The organism is Enterococcus sp. PLH-Efm8 (genome assembly GCF_053011625.1).
Genome location: NZ_CP172568.1, coordinates 1 through 18095 on the forward strand (window position 1 = coordinate 1; position 18095 = coordinate 18095).

Sequence of the window (18095 nt, forward strand, 5' to 3'; positions counted from 1 at the left end):
ATGGTATCCCTCGATGCTTTATGGAATGAATTAAAAGCAACATACCAAAAGGATTTATCGCCTGCTAGCTATAATACATGGATCGAAACAGCGAACCCTCGAACCCTTGATCAAAACCAGCTCGTTGTTGAGGTTCCTAGCAAGATTCATAAAGAATATTGGGAAAAAAACCTGGCGACAAAAATCGTTGAAGTCGGTTATATGTTATCAGGAAATGAGATTATCCCTCGCTTTATTACTGGCGAAGAAGCAGAGCAAGAAGAAGTTATAGAAGAAAAAAATCCAAAAGTTGTGGCACCTAGTCCGCTAAAAAAAGCCATGCTGAACCCTAAATATACCTTTGATACGTTTGTCATTGGTAAAGGAAACCAGATGGCTCATGCAGCAGCGCTCGTTGTAGCAGAAGATCCAGGTTCTATTTATAACCCGCTCTTCTTTTATGGAGGCGTGGGACTTGGTAAGACTCACTTGATGCATGCAATTGGTCATCAAATGCTGCAAAGTCAGCCTAATGCCAAAGTAAAATATGTAAGCAGTGAAACTTTTGCTAATGATTTCATCAATTCGATCCAAAACAAAACAGCAGAAGAGTTCCGTCAAGAATATCGAAATGTTGATTTACTGCTAGTGGATGACATTCAATTTTTTGCAGAAAAAGAAGCTACGCAAGAAGAGTTTTTCCATACTTTCAATGCCTTGTACAATGAAGGGAAACAAATCGTACTAACCAGTGATCGGTTGCCAAACGAGATTCCGAAACTGCAAGAACGCCTTGTTTCTCGCTTTGCATGGGGGCTGTCTGTTGATATTACACCGCCGGATCTTGAAACAAGAACAGCGATTTTACGTAAAAAAGCGGCGGCTGAACGTCTAGAGATCCCAGATGACACACTAAGCTACATCGCAGGACAAATTGATTCTAACATTCGTGAATTAGAAGGTGCGCTTGTTCGAGTGCAAGCTTTTGCTGCGATGAATAGTGAAGATATTTCGACTAGTCTAGCTGCAGACGCACTGAAAACGTTAAAATCAGGAAAAGGACATCCTCAATTGTCAATCCTGCAGATCCAAGAAGAAGTGGCAAAGTATTATCACATCCAATTGAAAGATCTCAAAGGAAAGAAACGCGTCAAATCTATTGTTGTTCCTAGACAAATCGCTATGTATTTGGCACGTGAGCTCACAGATAATTCTTTACCGAAAATCGGAGCTGAATTCGGTGGCAAGGATCATACAACGGTTATCCATGCTCATGAAAAAATCCAGCAGCTGATGGATTCTAGTGTCAGTATGCAAAATGAAGTATCAGAAATCAAAAACTTTTTACTAAATTAATTTGTCGATTCTATCAACTGAAAATAGCATGTGGATAAAAGAAAAAAACGTTCAAAAGTTATACACACTTTTTCCACAGCTGTTTTTTCGTTTCTCTCTTACGTTTTTTGAGTTTTCCACAGAATCAACATGCCCTATTACTTTTATTATTCTTTTTAACTAATAATAAATAAACAAACATTCAAAGGAGATACATCATGAAAGTTACTTTAAACCGAGCTAGCTTTATGCAGGAATTGCAAACTGTTCAACGAGCTATTTCAAGCAAAACCACGATCCCTATTTTGACAGGTGTAAAAATCACACTGACACAAGAAGGTTTGACTTTGACGGGGAGCAACGCTGATATATCAATTGAAACTTTTTTGTCTGTTGAAAACGAAAAAGCAAATATGCAAATCGAATCTACTGGTTCCATTGTTTTACAAGCACGTTTCTTTAGCGAAATCATTCGGAGACTTCCTGAAGAAACATTTACTTTAGAAGTTTTAGAAAATAAACAAGTAGCGATCACTTCTGGAAAAGCGAATTTTATCGTAAATGGATTAGATGCAGATAACTATCCTCATCTTCCTGTTGTCGAAAGCCATAACCAGATGAAATTACCTGTACACGTATTGACTAAACTAATCAACGAAACAGTTTTTGCTGTCTCACAACATGAGAGTCGTCCAATCTTGACAGGTGTGCATTTCATTTTATCTGATAATTCTTTATTAGCTGTAGCTACTGATTCTCACCGTCTAAGTCAACGCGTGATTCCAGTAGAACAAGCGGCTGATCATTTTGATATTGTTATTCCTGGAAAAAGTTTGATCGAATTATCTCGCTCATTAACAAATGAAGAAGAAATCGTCGAAATCAGCATTATGGAAAACCAAGTGTTGTTCAAAACAGAAACGATGTATTTCTATTCCCGTTTGCTAGAAGGAAACTATCCAGATACCAATCGTTTGATTCCTTCAAGTTTTAATACAGAGGTTGAATTTTCTGTTCCTAGCTTTTTAGCGGCGATCGAACGGGCTTCTTTACTTTCTCATGAAGGCCGTAACAACATCGTTCGTTTATCTATTCGTCCAGATGCGGTTGTTTTATACGGAAATTCGCCAGAAATCGGGAAAGTAGAAGAAAGCTTGAGTTATACAGCAAGCAGTGGCGATCCATTAGATATTTCTTTCAATCCGGATTATATGAAAGCAGCGTTGCGTGCATTTGGAGATATGAGCATCAAAGTGAAATTTATCTCTGCTATTCGTCCATTTACATTGGAACCAACGGAAGATGGCGTTCAATTTATTCAGCTGATTACTCCTGTACGTACAAATTAACAATGATTTTCAATGTTCTTGAAAATTTAATTGAAAAGAAATAGAAAAAATAAAATTTTAAACAGAAGGCCCTAAAATCTCTTTTAAGGCTTTCTGTTTATTTTTGTTTAAATCACCTTTTTTAGATTAAATCGTCTTATATGGAAAAATATATGGATAAATTTGTTTTATTGCGAAAAAAAAGGTATAATAGAGTATACTTTTAATAATGAAAATGAGGGATGGGCATTGAAACAACAAGTCATTCTAAATACGGAATTCATGACGTTGGGCCAAATGTTGAAAGAAGTCACAGTTATCGGTAGTGGCGGACAAGCAAAATGGTATTTGGCAGAAAACACTGTGTTAGTCGATGGCGAACCAGAAAATCGTCGTGGACGCAAACTTTATCCCGGCATGATGGTTGAAGTTCCAGAAGTAGGAACTTTTTTTATGGTAAAAAAAGGAAACGACGATAATGAGGCTGAATAAGCTGTATTTAAAAAATTATCGAAATTACGAAGAGCTGAACATCGAATTTTCCAAGAACCTCGTCATCTTTTTAGGAGAAAATGCGCAAGGAAAAACGAATCTTTTGGAAAGTATCTACGTATTAGCTATGACGCGAAGTCATCGGACAAGTAGTGAGCAGGAATTGATTGGCTGGACTGACGATCAGGCGATGATTCAAGGAGAGATCACAAAAGGTTCATCCACTCTTCCATTAGAAATCTTATTATCTAAAAAAGGCCGAAAAACCAAGATCAACCATATCGAACAGAAAAAGTTAAGTACTTACGTGGGACAAATGAATGTCATTTTATTTGCACCAGAAGATCTTTCTTTAGTAAAAGGCAGCCCGCAGATCAGGCGGAAGTTTTTAGATATGGAATTAGGCCAGATCAATCCAATCTATCTTTATGATCTTGTCCAATACCAAGCAATTTTGAAACAAAGAAACCAGTACTTGAAGCAATTGAATGAAAAAAAACAAACTGATTTGCTTTATTTGGATATTTTGTCCGAACAACTAGCAGCGTTTGGCAGCAAAGTATTGAAAGCAAGAGCACAGTTCGTCAAGCGATTGGAGTTTTGGGCTAATTCTTTGCATCAGCAAATCACCCATCAAAAAGAGCAGCTGGAAATCGAGTATCTCACCGCAGTCGATTCTTTAGAAACACATACGCAAGAGCAAATCCAAGAACAATTTCTCGCACTTTTGAACCAAAATAAAAAGAAAGACCTTTTTCGGGGAACAACGACAGTTGGTCCTCATCGTGACGATCTTTCCTTTTTTATTAATCAGAAAAATGTGCAGACTTATGGATCGCAAGGACAGCAAAGAACAACTGCACTAAGTGTCAAATTAGCAGAAATCGATTTGATTAAAGAAGAGACAGGGGAATATCCAATCCTTTTGTTAGATGATGTGATGAGCGAGCTGGATGATAATCGTCAACTCCATCTGCTAGAAACAATCGAAGGAAAAGTTCAAACGTTCTTAACAACAACGACACTTGACCATGTAAAAAATAAAATGACTGTTGAACCTGAGATTTTTTATGTTCAACAAGGGAAACTAAAAGGAGAAGAAACTGAATGACAGAAGAAAGAAGTTTAGTAGAACGCGCTAAAGAGTATGATGCCAGTCAGATTCAAGTACTTGAAGGACTTGAAGCCGTTCGTAAACGACCTGGCATGTATATCGGTTCGACTAGTTCTGAGGGTCTGCATCACCTTGTTTGGGAAATTGTCGATAATTCGATCGATGAAGTATTAGCAGGTTTTGCAACGAAAATCCATGTGATTATTGAAAAAGACAACAGTATCACCGTTATTGACGACGGTCGGGGGATACCTGTAGATATCCAGGCAAAAACTGGACGTCCTGCAGTTGAAACGGTCTTTACTGTTTTACATGCTGGAGGAAAATTCGGCGGTGGTGGGTACAAAGTTTCTGGTGGACTTCACGGAGTAGGATCTTCTGTTGTAAACGCGCTTTCTACACAGCTTGATGTCAAAGTATACAAAGAAGGAAATGTGTACTATCAAGAATATCGTCGTGGAGCTGTAGTGGACGACTTAAAGATTATCGAACAAACGGATCGCCATGGAACAACGGTTCACTTTACGCCAGACCCTGAAATTTTTACAGAGACAACTGAGTTTGATTTTTCAAAATTGGCTACCCGGATCCGTGAACTTGCTTTCTTGAACCGCGGGATGCGTATATCGATTGAAGACAAACGAGAAGAAGAACCAGTCATCAATGAATACCATTATGACGGCGGGATCAAAAGTTATGTCGAATACTTGAATGCAAACAAAACCGTGATTTTTCCAGAACCTGTATATTTGGAAGGTGAACAGCAAGATATCGCAGTTGAAGTCTCTATGCAATATACAGACGGCTACCATTCCAATATCATGAGTTTTGCCAACAATATCCATACGTATGAAGGTGGAACACATGAATCAGGATTCAAGACTGCTTTAACTCGTGTGATAAATGATTATGCCCGAAAACAAAAGCTGATGAAAGAAAATGACGACAACTTGACCGGTGAAGACGTGCGAGAAGGATTGACAGCTGTTATTTCTATCAAGCATCCTGACCCTCAATTCGAAGGACAAACAAAAACAAAATTGGGCAATTCCGAAGTACGGACAGTCACTGATCGGTTATTTAGCGAACATTTCATGAAATTCTTGCTGGAAAACCCAAGTGTGGGCCGGCAAATTGTTGAAAAAGGATTACTAGCTTCCAGAGCTCGTCTAGCAGCGAAACGTGCGCGTGAAGTAACGAGACGTAAAGGTGCTTTAGAGATTAGTAATCTGCCAGGAAAATTAGCGGACTGCTCTAGCAACGATCCTGAAAAATGCGAATTGTTCATCGTCGAAGGAGATTCGGCCGGCGGATCAGCTAAGCAAGGTCGTAATCGAGAGTTTCAAGCCATCTTGCCTATTCGTGGGAAAATCTTGAATGTTGAAAAAGCAAGCATGGACAAGATCTTGGCAAATGAAGAGATCCGGTCTTTATTTACTGCTATGGGTACAGGGTTTGGAGAAGATTTTGATGTATCGAAAGCTCGCTACCACAAATTAGTTATCATGACTGATGCCGATGTCGACGGCGCGCATATCCGTACATTGCTGCTGACTCTTTTTTATCGTTACATGCGTCCTATTGTTGAAGCTGGATACGTCTATATTGCTCAGCCACCTTTATACGGGGTAAAACAAGGGAAGAATATTACGTATGTACAACCAGGAAAAAATGCAGAAGAAGAGTTGAAACAAGTCGTTGCTTCACTTCCTGCCTCACCAAAACCAAGCGTTCAGCGTTATAAAGGACTTGGAGAAATGGATGATCATCAACTATGGGAAACAACTATGGACCCAAGCAATCGGATGATGGCCCGCGTCAGTGTGGACGATGCTATTGCAGCAGATCAGATATTTGAAATGTTGATGGGGGATCGAGTAGAACCCCGTCGTGCATTCATCGAGGAAAATGCACACTATGTGAAGAACTTAGATATTTAATCATGAAGGAGGAAAAAGAATGAGTGAAGAAATCAGAGAAAACATCCATGATGTCAATCTAACCAGCGAAATGAAAGACTCCTTCATCGATTATGCGATGAGTGTTATTGTCGCACGTGCACTTCCTGATGTCAGAGATGGTCTGAAACCCGTTCATCGCCGTATTTTATACGGCATGAACGAATTAGGTGTAACACCGGATAAAGCCCATAAAAAATCTGCCAGAATCGTCGGAGATGTCATGGGTAAATACCATCCTCATGGAGACATTGCGATCTATGAGTCAATGGTACGGATGGCACAGCCATTCAGCTACCGTTATATGCTAGTGGATGGTCATGGAAACTTTGGTTCTGTTGACGGTGACGGTGCCGCCGCTATGCGTTATACCGAAGCACGGATGAGCAAAATCGCTACAGAAATGCTGCGTGATATCAATAAGAACACTGTTGATTTCCAAAGCAACTATGATGATACAGAAAAAGAACCAGTTGTACTACCTGCTCGCTTCCCGAATCTTTTAGTGAACGGAACAACGGGGATCGCCGTAGGTATGGCCACGAATATCCCACCTCATAACTTGTCTGAGGTAGTAGCGGCTATCGATTTGCTGATGGATAATCCTGATGTGACGACCAATGAATTGATGGAAGTATTACCTGGACCAGATTTTCCAACAGGTGGTTTGGTTATGGGGAAATCAGGAATCCGAAGAGCGTATGAAACAGGTAAGGGTTCTATTACCGTACGTGCAAAAGTTGAGATTACTGAGATGCCAAATGGTAAAGAACGGATCATCGTGACAGAATTGCCTTATATGGTCAATAAAGCAAAATTGATCGAACGGATTTCTGAACTGCACAGAGACAAGCGTATCGAAGGGATCACAGATTTGCGGGACGAATCTTCCCGTGAAGGTATGCGGATCGTCATTGACATCCGTCGTGACGCCAGCGCATCCGTTATCTTGAATAACTTATATAAATTGACATCCTTGCAAAATTCATTTGGATTCAATATGTTGGCGATCGAAAAAGGTGTGCCGAAAGTTTTGAGCTTGAAACAAATCCTTGAAAACTATATCGAACATCAACGCGAAGTCATCACACGACGGACGGTCTTTGAAAAAGAAAAAGCAGAAGCAAGAGCACACATCTTAGAAGGTTTGCGTATTGCTTTGGATCATATCGATGAAATCATTGCGATTATCCGCGGGTCTAAATCAGATGACGAGGCAAAAGCAACAATGATCGAACGGTTCGATTTATCCGATCGCCAGTCTCAAGCTATTTTAGATATGCGTTTACGCCGATTGACCGGTTTGGAACGGGAAAAAATCGAAAATGAATACCAAGAACTCTTAAAACTGATTGAAGATTTAACTGACATTCTGGCAAGACCAGAACGTGTTACAGAAATCATCAAGAATGAATTAGCAGACTTGAATCAACGATTTGGTGATAAACGACGCACAGAATTACTAGTCGGTGAGGTCTTAAGTCTGGAAGATGAAGATTTAATCGAAGAAGAAGAAATCGTTATTACATTGACAAACAATGGTTACATCAAACGTTTGGCAAATAATGAATTCAGAGCTCAACGAAGGGGTGGACGTGGTGTCCAAGGAATGGGTATCCACAATGACGACTTCGTCAAAAATCTGGTTTCTTGTTCTACCCATGATACATTGTTATTCTTTACGAATAACGGAAAAGTGTATCGGGCAAAAGGATACGAAATTCCAGAATACGGGCGTACAGCCAAAGGAATCCCAATCATCAATTTACTAGGTATCGATTCGAGTGAAAGCATCCAGGCAATCATTGCGGTGACGGGAGAAGCAGAAGAAGGCCACTATCTCTTCTTTACGACGCGTCAAGGTACAGTAAAACGTACTTCTGTCACTGCTTTTGCTAACATCCGAAGTAATGGTCTGATCGCAATTGGTTTGAAAGAAGACGATGAGCTCGTCAATGTGCTACTGACAGATGGTCAATCTAATATCATTATTGGAACACATAACGGCTACTCTGTCACTTTCAAAGAAGAAGCAGTCCGCGATATGGGACGTACAGCTTCCGGGGTCAGAGGGATACGCCTGCGTGAGGAAGATTATGTCGTTGGGGCAGCCTTAATGAAGGAAAATCAAGAAGTATTAGTGATCACAGAAAAAGGTTACGGAAAACGGACAAAAGTATCGGAATATCCAGTGAAAGGCCGCGGAGGTAAAGGGATCAAAACGGCGAACATCACTGAAAAAAATGGTCCACTAGCTGGATTGACCACTGTTTCTGGAGATGAAGACATCATGCTGATTACAGATAAAGGTGTCATTATCCGTTTCAACGTATCGACTGTTTCTCAAACTGGACGTTCAACATTAGGCGTACGTTTGATGAAGATGGAAGCTGATACGAAAGTTGTCACGATGGCAGCAGTCGAACCAGAAGCTGCAGAACAAACAGTTGAAGAACAAGGATCAGAAGAATAACCATCAAGACTAAGTGTGTAAGCTAGCAAGAATAACCGATTAAAAAATCTGGTTATTCCTGCTGGCTTTTTTGATTAGTTGAATTTCTCTTAAAATATTCGAAACTGTTCATTCTGTATTGCTTTTGACCAAAATAGAGTGTATAATTAGAGCTTGTGAGTAGTCTAATTAATTAGATAACTCTCCTTGCTCTTAGGAACCTAAGAGCCGAAAGTCCACAGGGAGGTGAATATCAATGGAAAACACGAAATATGAAATCATGTACATTATTCGTCCAAACATTGATGAAGAAGCAAAAACTGCTTTAATCGAACGTTTCGATGCAATCTTGAAAGATAACGGAGCAGAAGTTATCGAATCAAAAGATTGGGAAAAACGCCGTTTCGCTTATGAAATGAACGGTTACCGTGAAGGTATCTATCACATCGTTAAAGTATCTTCTCCATCATCAGCAAATGCTGTCAATGAATTTGACCGTCTTGCTAAAATCAACGACGATATCATTCGTCACATGATTGTTAAAGAAGAAGCTTAATTGTTGTTTCATGTGAAACAATAGAAAACGATGAGAGGAGATGACTATTTTGATTAATAATGTTGTATTAGTTGGACGTCTGACGAAAGATCCAGATTTGCGTTACACAGCAAGTGGTACGGCAGTCGCAACATTTACTTTGGCTGTGAATCGTAATTTTACAAACCAAAGCGGCAATCGCGAGGCTGATTTTATCAACTGTGTGATTTGGCGCAAATCAGCAGAAACTTTAGCAAACTATGCTCGTAAAGGAACACTTTTAGGTGTTACTGGACGTATCCAAACTCGTTCTTATGATAATCAGCAAGGACAACGTGTATACGTGACAGAAGTAGTAGCTGACAACTTCCAATTGCTGGAAAGTCGTTCTGCATCTGAAAATCGCCAACAAAGCGGCGGATTCCAAAGTTCTGGTCAATCAGCTGGCGGATTTGGCGGAAACAATAACTCTAATCAAACATCTCAATCATCCAACGGTATGCCTGATTTCGACCGTGATACTTCTGACCCATTCGGCTCAAGTTCAACGATCGACATTTCAGACGATGATTTACCATTCTAAACGAATTTGATAGGAGGGAAATAGAATGGCACAACAAAGAAGAGGCGGACGTAAACGTCGTAAAGTAGACTACATTGCTGCTAACCATATTGAATATATCGATTATAAAGATATCGAATTACTAAAAAGATTTATTTCAGAACGCGGTAAAATCTTGCCACGTCGTGTAACTGGTACAGGCGCTAAAAACCAACGTAAAATTACTGTTGCAATCAAACGCGCTCGTATCATGGGCTTGCTACCTTTCGTTAGCGAAGACTAATAAATCCTAGGAATTGAATGACTGATCCTTTTGATCAGCTATTCAATTCCTTTTTTTCTGTAAAAATAACCTCTATTCGTTTAGTCGCTCGAATGACGAAAGTTATGGTAAAATCAAATTAGTCATATATGGGAGGAAAATTATGGAAAATAAAAACAATCATTTATCCCCGAAACCTCTCTTCCTTATCCTGTTTATATTAATCGAAGTATTGGTAGTCTTAATTTTACCATTTCGTTTTGTTAGCGCTTCGGTCATTCTATTGATGAATTTATGGGGTGTTCGCTATTGGTTGAAAATGAAACGTTGGCTTATTTTAAATAAACGTGAAAAAATCCAGCAGGCTTCGACTGTAGCTGAAACCAATCTAGCTTATGTCTCAGAAGTCATGCCTGTAGGAGTGATTGCTTATCAGCCATCAAGCCAAAAAATCGAATGGCTCAATCCATTAGCATTGAAAATCAAAGATCAAAGTGGATTAACAGAGGAAGAATTGCTAGATACTTTTTTTACTGCAAAAGAAAAAAAGAAAAACCAAGTCTATCTAGCAGATAAAACATTTCAGTTTGATATGGATACAGTAAAGGGTGTTGTTTATTTTAATGATATTACCCAAAACCAGTTGTTAAAACTCCATCAGACGAACAGTCAGCCGGTGATTGGTATTTTATCTATTGATAACTATGCAGATGCCATTGATAAATTAGATGACAAAGAGATTTCTTATTTGAACTCTTTCGTCACTACACTAGTTTCTGACTGGATGAATGAATACCATGTCTTTTTCAAAAGAATCAACGCAGAACGGTTTTTCTTCGTAGCACAGATGATCGATCTGAAAAAGATGATGGATAAAAAATTTGATTTGCTGGATCGCTTTCGAGCAGAAGCTGAAAAACAGAGCTCGCCTATCACCCTTAGTATGGGGATTGCTTATGGCTCAAGAACCCTCGATGAAATCGGTGGAGAAGCTCAGAATAATTTAGATGTTGCTTTAGTCCGTGGAGGCGACCAAGTTGTCGTGAAAGAGGTAAAAGAAGGAGCAAAACCTGTTTATTATGGGGGGAAATCTGCTAAGAATGTCAAACGCACGCGTGTTCGTTCTCGAGCGATGAGTACCGCTTTGCGTCGGATTTTTGATGAAACAGGCGATGTGTTTATCATGGGGCACAAGTTTCCGGATATGGATGCTTTAGGCTCTGCTTTTGGTGTCAGTTGTCTGGCACGCTTCAACCAGAAAAAAGCTTACATCGTTATCAATGAGAACGAGATCATTCCAGATGTAGAACGGTGTCTTGAAGAAATCCATAAGCATCCTGAATTAGAAATGCAACTAATCTCTCCAGAACGTGCCATAGAGCTGAAAAAAGAAGAGGACCTCCTCGTGATGGTGGATTACCATAAACCTTCTCTATCGATCTCTCAGGGCCTATATGAGCAATTTGATAAGATTGTGATCATTGATCACCATCGTCGTGGGGAAGAGTTTCCAAGTAAACCTCTGCTGACTTATATTGAATCTTCAGCTTCTTCAGCTTCAGAGCTAGTTTCTGAGCTGATCCAATACCAAAGCAGCAAAACAAATCGCTTAGATCGTTTTGAGGCCACATTATTGCTTGCAGGGATGGTTGTAGATACAAATAGTTTCAATGTCCGTACAACTGCACGAACTTTTGACGTTGCCAGCTATTTAAGGTCTTGTGGAGCAGACGCATCCTTAGTACAATATTTATTGAGCTCGGATTTAGCGACATACTTGGAGATCAGCAATTTGATTGCTGGAAGCGACTATGTGACTTCTGATATTGTTGTGGCGGCAGGGACAGACGAAAAAGAGTATAATAGTGTTATAGCAGCAAAAACAGCAGATACATTGCTTTCGATGATCAATATCAATGCAGCTTTCGTCATTACAAAGCGGACAGACGGCTTGATTGGGATCAGTGCCAGAAGTACCGGCACGATCAACGTCCAAATCATCATGGAATCCTTAGGTGGCGGAGGACACTTCACAAACGCAGCTACTCAACTGGAAAATACGACAGTTGAGGAAACAAAACAGAAGCTATTTGCTGCAATCAAAGAAAATATGAATCAAATATATGATAAGGAGTAATCCAAATGAAAGTAATTTTTTTACAAGATGTAAAAGGAAAAGGTAAAAAAGGGGACATCAAAGAAGTTCCAGCAGGTTATGCACAAAATTATCTAATCAAAAATAACTTGGCAAAAGAAGCAACGAAAAGCAGTATCAGTCAGTTAGCAGGACAAAAGAAAGCACAAGAAAAACACGAAGCTGAAATCTTGGAAGAAGCTAAAAAGTTAAAAGAATTCTTGGAAAAAGAAGATACTGTAGTCGAATTGAAGGCGAAAGCAGGGGAAGACAGCCGTTTGTTTGGTTCGATCCCTTCAAAACAAATTGCTGAAGGGTTAAACAAACAATACAAAATCAAATTAGATAAACGAAAAATCGAATTAGAAAATCCGATCCGTTCACTAGGCTACACAAACGTACCTGTTAAGCTTCATCATGAGGTGACGGCTACGATCAAAGTTCATGTCGTACAAGAATAACAAATCTTGATAGCGATGTTCAGCTGGTAAGTATAACCAGAAGGAAAAAAGACAAACCGAAATTTATCTGAGAAAACAGCTGCAGCAATGAAAGCAAAAGCTGCAAATCGATTTCAGATTGATTTCGGTTTCTTTTTTGGGAACAGCAAAATAGCATAAAGAAAACGAGTATAATAAAAGAGAACTATTTTTTTATTACACTTTCGGTACGAATGATGACTTTTCTCTCATTTTCTTGTAAAATGAAGCAATTGAAGACAAGGAGCGATACGTATGAATGAAGTGTGGCAGGATCGAATCCCACCGCAAAATATTGAAGCTGAACAAGCGGTTTTAGGCTCTGTTTTTCTTGACGCAGAAACGATCATTGATGCCATGGAGTACATAGAGCCAAAAGACTTTTATCGTCGTGGCCATCAAATTATTTTTGAGACAATGATCGAGTTAAATGATCGTAATGAAGCGATTGACGTGGTTACTGTCAAAGACCGGCTGGAACAAGCCAATTTGTTAGAAGATGCCGGTGGTTTAAGTTATCTCTCAGACTTGGCATTAGCAGTTCCGACAGCAGCAAATATCGTCTACTATGCGAAAATCGTTGAAGAAAAATCATTGCTGCGTACATTGATCCAGACAGCAACAGGAATCGTTACGAAAGGATTCGAGCAAGGAGAAGAAGTTCAAACAATTTTAGATGATGCCGAACGCAGTATCTTGGAGGTTTCGGAAAAAAGAAATCGAAGCGGCTTTTTATCTATTGCTGAAGTACTGAACTCCACGATTGAAAATATCGATCGACTAGCTCAAAACAATGAAGAAATCACAGGTCTACCAACTGGCTATCAAGGTCTGGATAAAATGACAGCAGGTTTCCAGCCCGAAGAACTAATCATTCTTGCTGCACGTCCAGCGGTAGGTAAAACAGCGTTTGCATTGAATATTGCTCAAAATGTAGGAACAAAAACAGATCGTTCTGTTGCGATATTTAGTTTGGAAATGGGGGCAGAATCTCTTGTAAATCGGATGCTTTGTGCAGAAGGTTCGATTGAGGCCAGCCATTTACGTACAGGTCAGCTTTCGGAAGAAGAATGGTCGAATCTGATCGTTGCGATGGGGAGTCTTTCTCGAGCAAATATTTTTATCGATGATACACCAGGGATCAAAATCTCTGAAATCCGTGCGAAATGTCGGAAACTAGCGCAAGAAAAAGGCAATCTAGGCTTGATATTGATCGATTATTTGCAGTTGATTGAAGGTAACGGTAAAGAGAACCGTCAACAAGAAGTATCAGATATCTCTCGCCAACTGAAAAAACTGGCGAAAGAGCTGAAAGTACCTGTCATTGCTCTTTCACAGTTATCTCGTGGAGTAGAACAGCGACAAGACAAACGACCAGTGCTAAGTGATATTCGTGAATCCGGATCAATTGAACAAGATGCGGACATCGTAGCCTTCTTGTATCGAGATGATTATTATGAAAGAGAAGGCGGAGATGACGATGATGGAAACGAGCCAAAAAATGACAACGTCATCGAAGTCATCATCGAGAAGAACCGAAGCGGTGCACGAGGAACAGTTGAACTACTGTTTATCAAAGAATACAATAAGTTTTCGTCGCTTTCGCCAAGAGAAGAATTTTAAAGAAGAGGTTGTGAGCCTTGAGCAATCCCGAGAGCTCTCGTAAGAAGATGCAAGGAGTAACCGCAGGAACGACTAGAGTACTTAATTTAAACAGATCTCCAAAGGGATTGTGACAAAAGTCTTGTCACAGTCCCTTTTTCCGAATAAACGGTGTTCAATCAGCTGACCCTTGGTATTAGCTCAGCAAACGTCAAAATATGAGGAACTATTTTGACGTTTGTTTCTCTAATACTCAGGTCAAAACGCTGATCTTACGACCTCTTTTCCTTAAACGGTGTTCTCCTGCCAACTCCTCGGTCACAAGTCACAATATCATCAAACATGAGAAGCAGTTTTTTGAAATTGCTCCTTGTGACTCAGAGTTAAACGGCAGGCTCACAACCTCTTTCTTAAACGGTGTTCAAAAGCTTGCATCTGCGGTAATACGCCCAATCAAACGAAAAATATGAGAAGCTATTTTTGTTTGGCTGTTCTTATTACTTGATGCAGGACAGCTTTTTCACAACCTCTGATTCACGGTGTTCCAAAAGTAGCTTCTTCGAAAAATAAGTCGAAATTTCACAAAAATTTGAGAAGCAATTTTCGTACATTCCTTCTTATTTCTTGAAGCTGACCACTTCTGTTACAACCTCTTTTTTAATAACCATTCTAAAAAGATAAAGTTCGTTTTTTAAGCGTTTTTATAAAATAAAAATAAAAATCATTCGATTTTATTTGAAATATGTATCTATTATTGATACAATGGTTCAGGATTAAATAATATAGAACGAGGTGTTCACATGTCATCTGTAGTAGTAGTAGGTACGCAATGGGGCGATGAAGGGAAAGGAAAAATCACAGACTTTCTCAGTGAAAATGCTGAAGTGATTGCACGGTACCAAGGTGGCGACAATGCAGGGCACACAATTAAGTTTAACGGTGTGACTTATAAACTGCATTTGATTCCTTCTGGGATTTTTTATAAAGACAAGATCAGTGTGATCGGAAACGGCGTTGTAGTCAATCCTAAATCATTGGTTAAAGAATTAGCTTATTTACATGAAAAAGGTGTAGAAACAAGTAATTTGCGTATTTCTGACCGCGCGCACGTAATCTTGCCTTATCATATCAAATTGGACCAATTACAAGAAGATGCTAAGGGCGAAAATAAGATTGGTACAACGATTAAAGGAATCGGACCTGCCTATATGGATAAAGCAGCTCGTGTAGGTATCCGTATTGCAGACTTATTAGATAAAGAAATTTTTGAAGAACGTCTTCGTTTGAATCTAGATGACAAAAACCGTCAATTTGTAAAAATGTTTGATTCAGAACCACTTGATTTTGACGATATTTTTGAAGAATATTATGAATACGGACAACAAATCAAACAATACGTCACAGATACTTCCGTTATCTTGAATGATGCTTTGGATGCAGGCAAACGCGTGTTGTTTGAAGGCGCACAAGGTGTAATGCTGGATATCGACCAGGGAACTTATCCTTTTGTTACTTCTTCTAACCCAGTAGCCGGTGGGGTAACAATCGGAAGCGGTGTAGGGCCTTCAAAAATCAATAAAGTTGTCGGCGTCTGCAAAGCCTATACGTCACGTGTCGGTGATGGACCATTTCCAACTGAATTATTTGATGAAACAGGAGAACAAATCCGCGAAGTAGGACGAGAATACGGTACGACAACTGGTCGTCCGCGTCGTGTAGGCTGGTTTGATTCTGTAGTTATGCGCCATTCTAAACGAGTTTCAGGTATTACCAACCTATCTTTAAACTCGATCGATGTATTAAGTGGATTGGAAACAGTAAAAATTTGTACGGCTTATGAATTAGATGGCGAACTAATCTACCACTATCCAGCAAGCTTGAAAGAGTTGAACCGCTGCAAACCAATCTATGAAGAATTGCCAGGCTGGTCAGAAGACATTACAGGATGCAAAACACTTGCAGAACTGCCAGAAAACGCACGTAACTATGTACGTCGTATCTCAGAGCTTGTTGGTGTACGTATCTCAACATTTTCTGTCGGACCTGATAGAACACAAACAAACATCTTAGAAAGCGTCTGGGCGCAAATCTAAGGATAAAAACGACGACTGAATCAGGACGTTCTTACCAGAGCGAGTCGAAGTGTTTATCTATACGATAATAATAACTTGAAGAGGTAGTGAAAGAGACGTTTAGCCTTATTGCCGATAGGCTGTCTCTTGAACACTGTTTATTCAGAATAAGGGACTGTGACAAAAACCGTGTCACAGTCCCTTTTTCCGAACAAACGGTGTTCAAAAGCTTGCATCTACGGCACTAAGCCCAATCAGATGAAAAATATGGAGTGCTATTTTTATCTGATTGTTCTTACTGCTTGATGCAGAGCAGCTTTTTCACAACCTCTCCACTAAACGGTGTTCTCCTGCCAACTCCTCGGTCACAAGTCACAATATTCAACAAACATGAGAAGCTGTTTTTTGAAATTGTTCCTTGTGACTCGGAGCTAAACGGCAGGCTCACAACCTCTTGGTAAACGGTGTTCAATCAGCTGACCCTCGGTATTAGCTCAAAAAACGGCAAAATATGAGGAACTATTTTTTCCGTTTTTTTCTCTAATACTCAGGTCAAAACGCTGATTTCACAACCTCTGATTCACGGTGTTCCAGAAGTAGCTTCTACGGAAATAAGCCGAAATTTCACAAAAATTTGAGAAGCAATTTTCGTAAATTCCTTCTTATTTCTTGAAGCTGACCACTTCTGTCACAACCTCTTATTTTGATTAGAACTTGCGAAAATAAACCGGTTAAAGTGTGTCTAGCGCAAGAGATTTGCTATAATAGACGATAAGGGTAAAATGTAACGAGAAGGGGTTGAAAAATGTGTATCAAATTGTAACAGATTCTTGTTGTGATCTGCCATACCATGTATTAGCAAAAGAAAAAGTTGATTTTTTATCAATGAATCTCCAATTGAATGATCAAGAGTTAGTAGATGACCTCGGAAAGACATTCAATTATGACCGCTACATGAATCAGCTGAAAAATGGTGCGATGCCTACGACATCACAAATCAATGTTGGCCGATATTTAGAATTTTTCCGTTCTTATGCGGAAAAACAGATTCCTGTTTTATATGTGGCTTTTTCCAGTGGATTAAGCGGCTCTTACAGTAGTGCGCTTCAAGCGGTTGAATTGCTGAAGGAAGAATATGAAGACCCTGAGATCTATGTTTTTGATACAAAAGCTGCAAGTATTGGGGAAGGGCTTTTAGTATTGGAAGCTGTAAGATTGAAAAAAGAAGGTAAAAGCATCGAAGAAACCCTAGAGTGGCTGGAAAGTAATTATTTGAAAGTCCATTCATGGGTAACAGTAGACGATCTGAAATATCTAGAACGAGGCGGTAGGATTTCCAAAGCAAGTGCTACTCTTGGCAGTCTATTGAGTGTAAAGCCTATTATTACGGTGGATAAAGAAGGAAGGCTGACGAATGTTGACAAAGTTCGAGGAAGAAACAAGTCGATCCAGACAATCGTCAATGAGACGGTAAAAACAATCGTTGCACCACTTGATCAAATCGTTTATGTGGCTTACGCTGGGGATCTAGAGAGCGCGGAGAAGGCAAAACGGCTTTTGGAAGAGCAGATAAAGATGAAAGATGTGAAGCTTTATCCCTTAGGACCAACGATCGCCAGTCACACAGGCTATGGCTGTATCGCGATTTTTTCGATGGGAATCAGTCGATAAAAGCAGTAACTCATTCTGTAAAAAAGCCCAGAAATTGATTGTAACAAAAACAGCGACTCTTAAAAGATAGATGAGCATCCTATCTCTTAGAGGTCGCTGTTTTTTTATTTTTTAAGCTAA

14 protein-coding genes are annotated in these 18095 nt (G+C 39.6%); all 14 read left to right on the forward strand.

Annotated features, from left to right (window positions below; all coding sequences use genetic code 11):
* The 14 genes from dnaA to ACIFUW_RS00070 all read left to right on the forward strand — a co-directional run bounded on the left by dnaA (position 1) and on the right by ACIFUW_RS00070 (position 17975).
* Entirely contained in the window at positions 1 to 1335 is a 1335-nt protein-coding gene (gene dnaA, locus ACIFUW_RS00005) for a chromosomal replication initiator protein DnaA (protein WP_002288360.1), read from the forward strand.
* Between the two features lie 197 nt (positions 1336 to 1532).
* The gene (gene dnaN, locus ACIFUW_RS00010) at positions 1533 to 2663 is read left to right on the forward strand and encodes a DNA polymerase III subunit beta (RefSeq protein ID WP_002288361.1); all 1131 of its coding nucleotides are present in this window, start codon (positions 1533 to 1535) and stop codon (positions 2661 to 2663) included.
* 228 nt (positions 2664 to 2891) lie between these two features.
* The gene (gene yaaA, locus ACIFUW_RS00015; protein ID WP_002295251.1) at positions 2892 to 3134 is read left to right on the forward strand and encodes a S4 domain-containing protein YaaA; all 243 of its coding nucleotides are present in this window, start codon (positions 2892 to 2894) and stop codon (positions 3132 to 3134) included.
* Entirely contained in the window at positions 3121 to 4245 is a 1125-nt protein-coding gene (recF, locus tag ACIFUW_RS00020; protein WP_002288363.1) for a DNA replication/repair protein RecF, read from the forward strand. Before yaaA ends, recF begins: the two co-directional genes overlap by 14 nt.
* Positions 4242 to 6188 (forward strand): DNA topoisomerase (ATP-hydrolyzing) subunit B, encoded by a 1947-nt coding sequence (gene gyrB, locus ACIFUW_RS00025; RefSeq protein WP_002288364.1) that lies wholly within the window; start codon positions 4242 to 4244, stop codon positions 6186 to 6188. Before recF ends, gyrB begins: the two co-directional genes overlap by 4 nt.
* Before the next feature lie 19 nt (positions 6189 to 6207).
* Entirely contained in the window at positions 6208 to 8679 is a 2472-nt protein-coding gene (gyrA, locus tag ACIFUW_RS00030) for a DNA gyrase subunit A (protein WP_002321575.1), read from the forward strand.
* 235 nt (positions 8680 to 8914) lie between these two features.
* Positions 8915 to 9214 (forward strand): 30S ribosomal protein S6, encoded by a 300-nt coding sequence (gene rpsF / locus ACIFUW_RS00035; protein ID WP_002288366.1) that lies wholly within the window; start codon positions 8915 to 8917, stop codon positions 9212 to 9214.
* A 49-nt stretch (positions 9215 to 9263) separates the two neighbouring features.
* Entirely contained in the window at positions 9264 to 9776 is a 513-nt protein-coding gene (gene ssb, locus ACIFUW_RS00040; RefSeq protein ID WP_002288368.1) for a single-stranded DNA-binding protein, read from the forward strand.
* Between the two features lie 25 nt (positions 9777 to 9801).
* Positions 9802 to 10038: a 30S ribosomal protein S18 gene (gene rpsR, locus ACIFUW_RS00045; protein ID WP_002288370.1), complete on the forward strand. Its 237-nt coding sequence runs from the start codon at positions 9802 to 9804 to the stop codon at positions 10036 to 10038.
* A 142-nt stretch (positions 10039 to 10180) separates the two neighbouring features.
* Complete coding sequence (locus tag ACIFUW_RS00050; protein WP_002288371.1) at positions 10181 to 12154, forward strand: DHH family phosphoesterase; 1974 nt, start codon at positions 10181 to 10183, stop codon at positions 12152 to 12154.
* A 5-nt stretch (positions 12155 to 12159) separates the two neighbouring features.
* Positions 12160 to 12612: a 50S ribosomal protein L9 gene (gene rplI, locus ACIFUW_RS00055; RefSeq protein WP_002288372.1), complete on the forward strand. Its 453-nt coding sequence runs from the start codon at positions 12160 to 12162 to the stop codon at positions 12610 to 12612.
* A 273-nt stretch (positions 12613 to 12885) separates the two neighbouring features.
* Positions 12886 to 14253: a replicative DNA helicase gene (dnaB, locus tag ACIFUW_RS00060; RefSeq protein ID WP_002288373.1), complete on the forward strand. Its 1368-nt coding sequence runs from the start codon at positions 12886 to 12888 to the stop codon at positions 14251 to 14253.
* A gap of 779 nt (positions 14254 to 15032) precedes the next feature.
* Positions 15033 to 16325 (forward strand): adenylosuccinate synthase, encoded by a 1293-nt coding sequence (locus tag ACIFUW_RS00065; protein WP_002288375.1) that lies wholly within the window; start codon positions 15033 to 15035, stop codon positions 16323 to 16325.
* A 786-nt stretch (positions 16326 to 17111) separates the two neighbouring features.
* Entirely contained in the window at positions 17112 to 17975 is an 864-nt protein-coding gene (locus ACIFUW_RS00070; protein ID WP_002288377.1) for a DegV family protein, read from the forward strand.
* Positions 17976 to 18095: the final 120 nt, after the last annotated feature.

Coding starts and splice junctions, on each gene's coding strand:
- recF (WP_002288363.1), top strand. CDS start 3,121: ATGAGGCTGAATAAGCTGTATTTAAAAAATTATCGAAATTACGAAGAG.
- dnaA (WP_002288360.1), top strand. CDS start 1: ATGGTATCCCTCGATGCTTTATGGAATGAATTAAAAGCAACATACCAA.
- gyrB (WP_002288364.1), top strand. CDS start 4,242: ATGACAGAAGAAAGAAGTTTAGTAGAACGCGCTAAAGAGTATGATGCC.
- rpsR (WP_002288370.1), top strand. CDS start 9,802: ATGGCACAACAAAGAAGAGGCGGACGTAAACGTCGTAAAGTAGACTAC.
- rplI (WP_002288372.1), top strand. CDS start 12,160: ATGAAAGTAATTTTTTTACAAGATGTAAAAGGAAAAGGTAAAAAAGGG.
- dnaN (WP_002288361.1), top strand. CDS start 1,533: ATGAAAGTTACTTTAAACCGAGCTAGCTTTATGCAGGAATTGCAAACT.
- rpsF (WP_002288366.1), top strand. CDS start 8,915: ATGGAAAACACGAAATATGAAATCATGTACATTATTCGTCCAAACATT.
- ACIFUW_RS00065 (WP_002288375.1), top strand. CDS start 15,033: ATGTCATCTGTAGTAGTAGTAGGTACGCAATGGGGCGATGAAGGGAAA.
- dnaB (WP_002288373.1), top strand. CDS start 12,886: ATGAATGAAGTGTGGCAGGATCGAATCCCACCGCAAAATATTGAAGCT.
- ACIFUW_RS00050 (WP_002288371.1), top strand. CDS start 10,181: ATGGAAAATAAAAACAATCATTTATCCCCGAAACCTCTCTTCCTTATC.
- gyrA (WP_002321575.1), top strand. CDS start 6,208: ATGAGTGAAGAAATCAGAGAAAACATCCATGATGTCAATCTAACCAGC.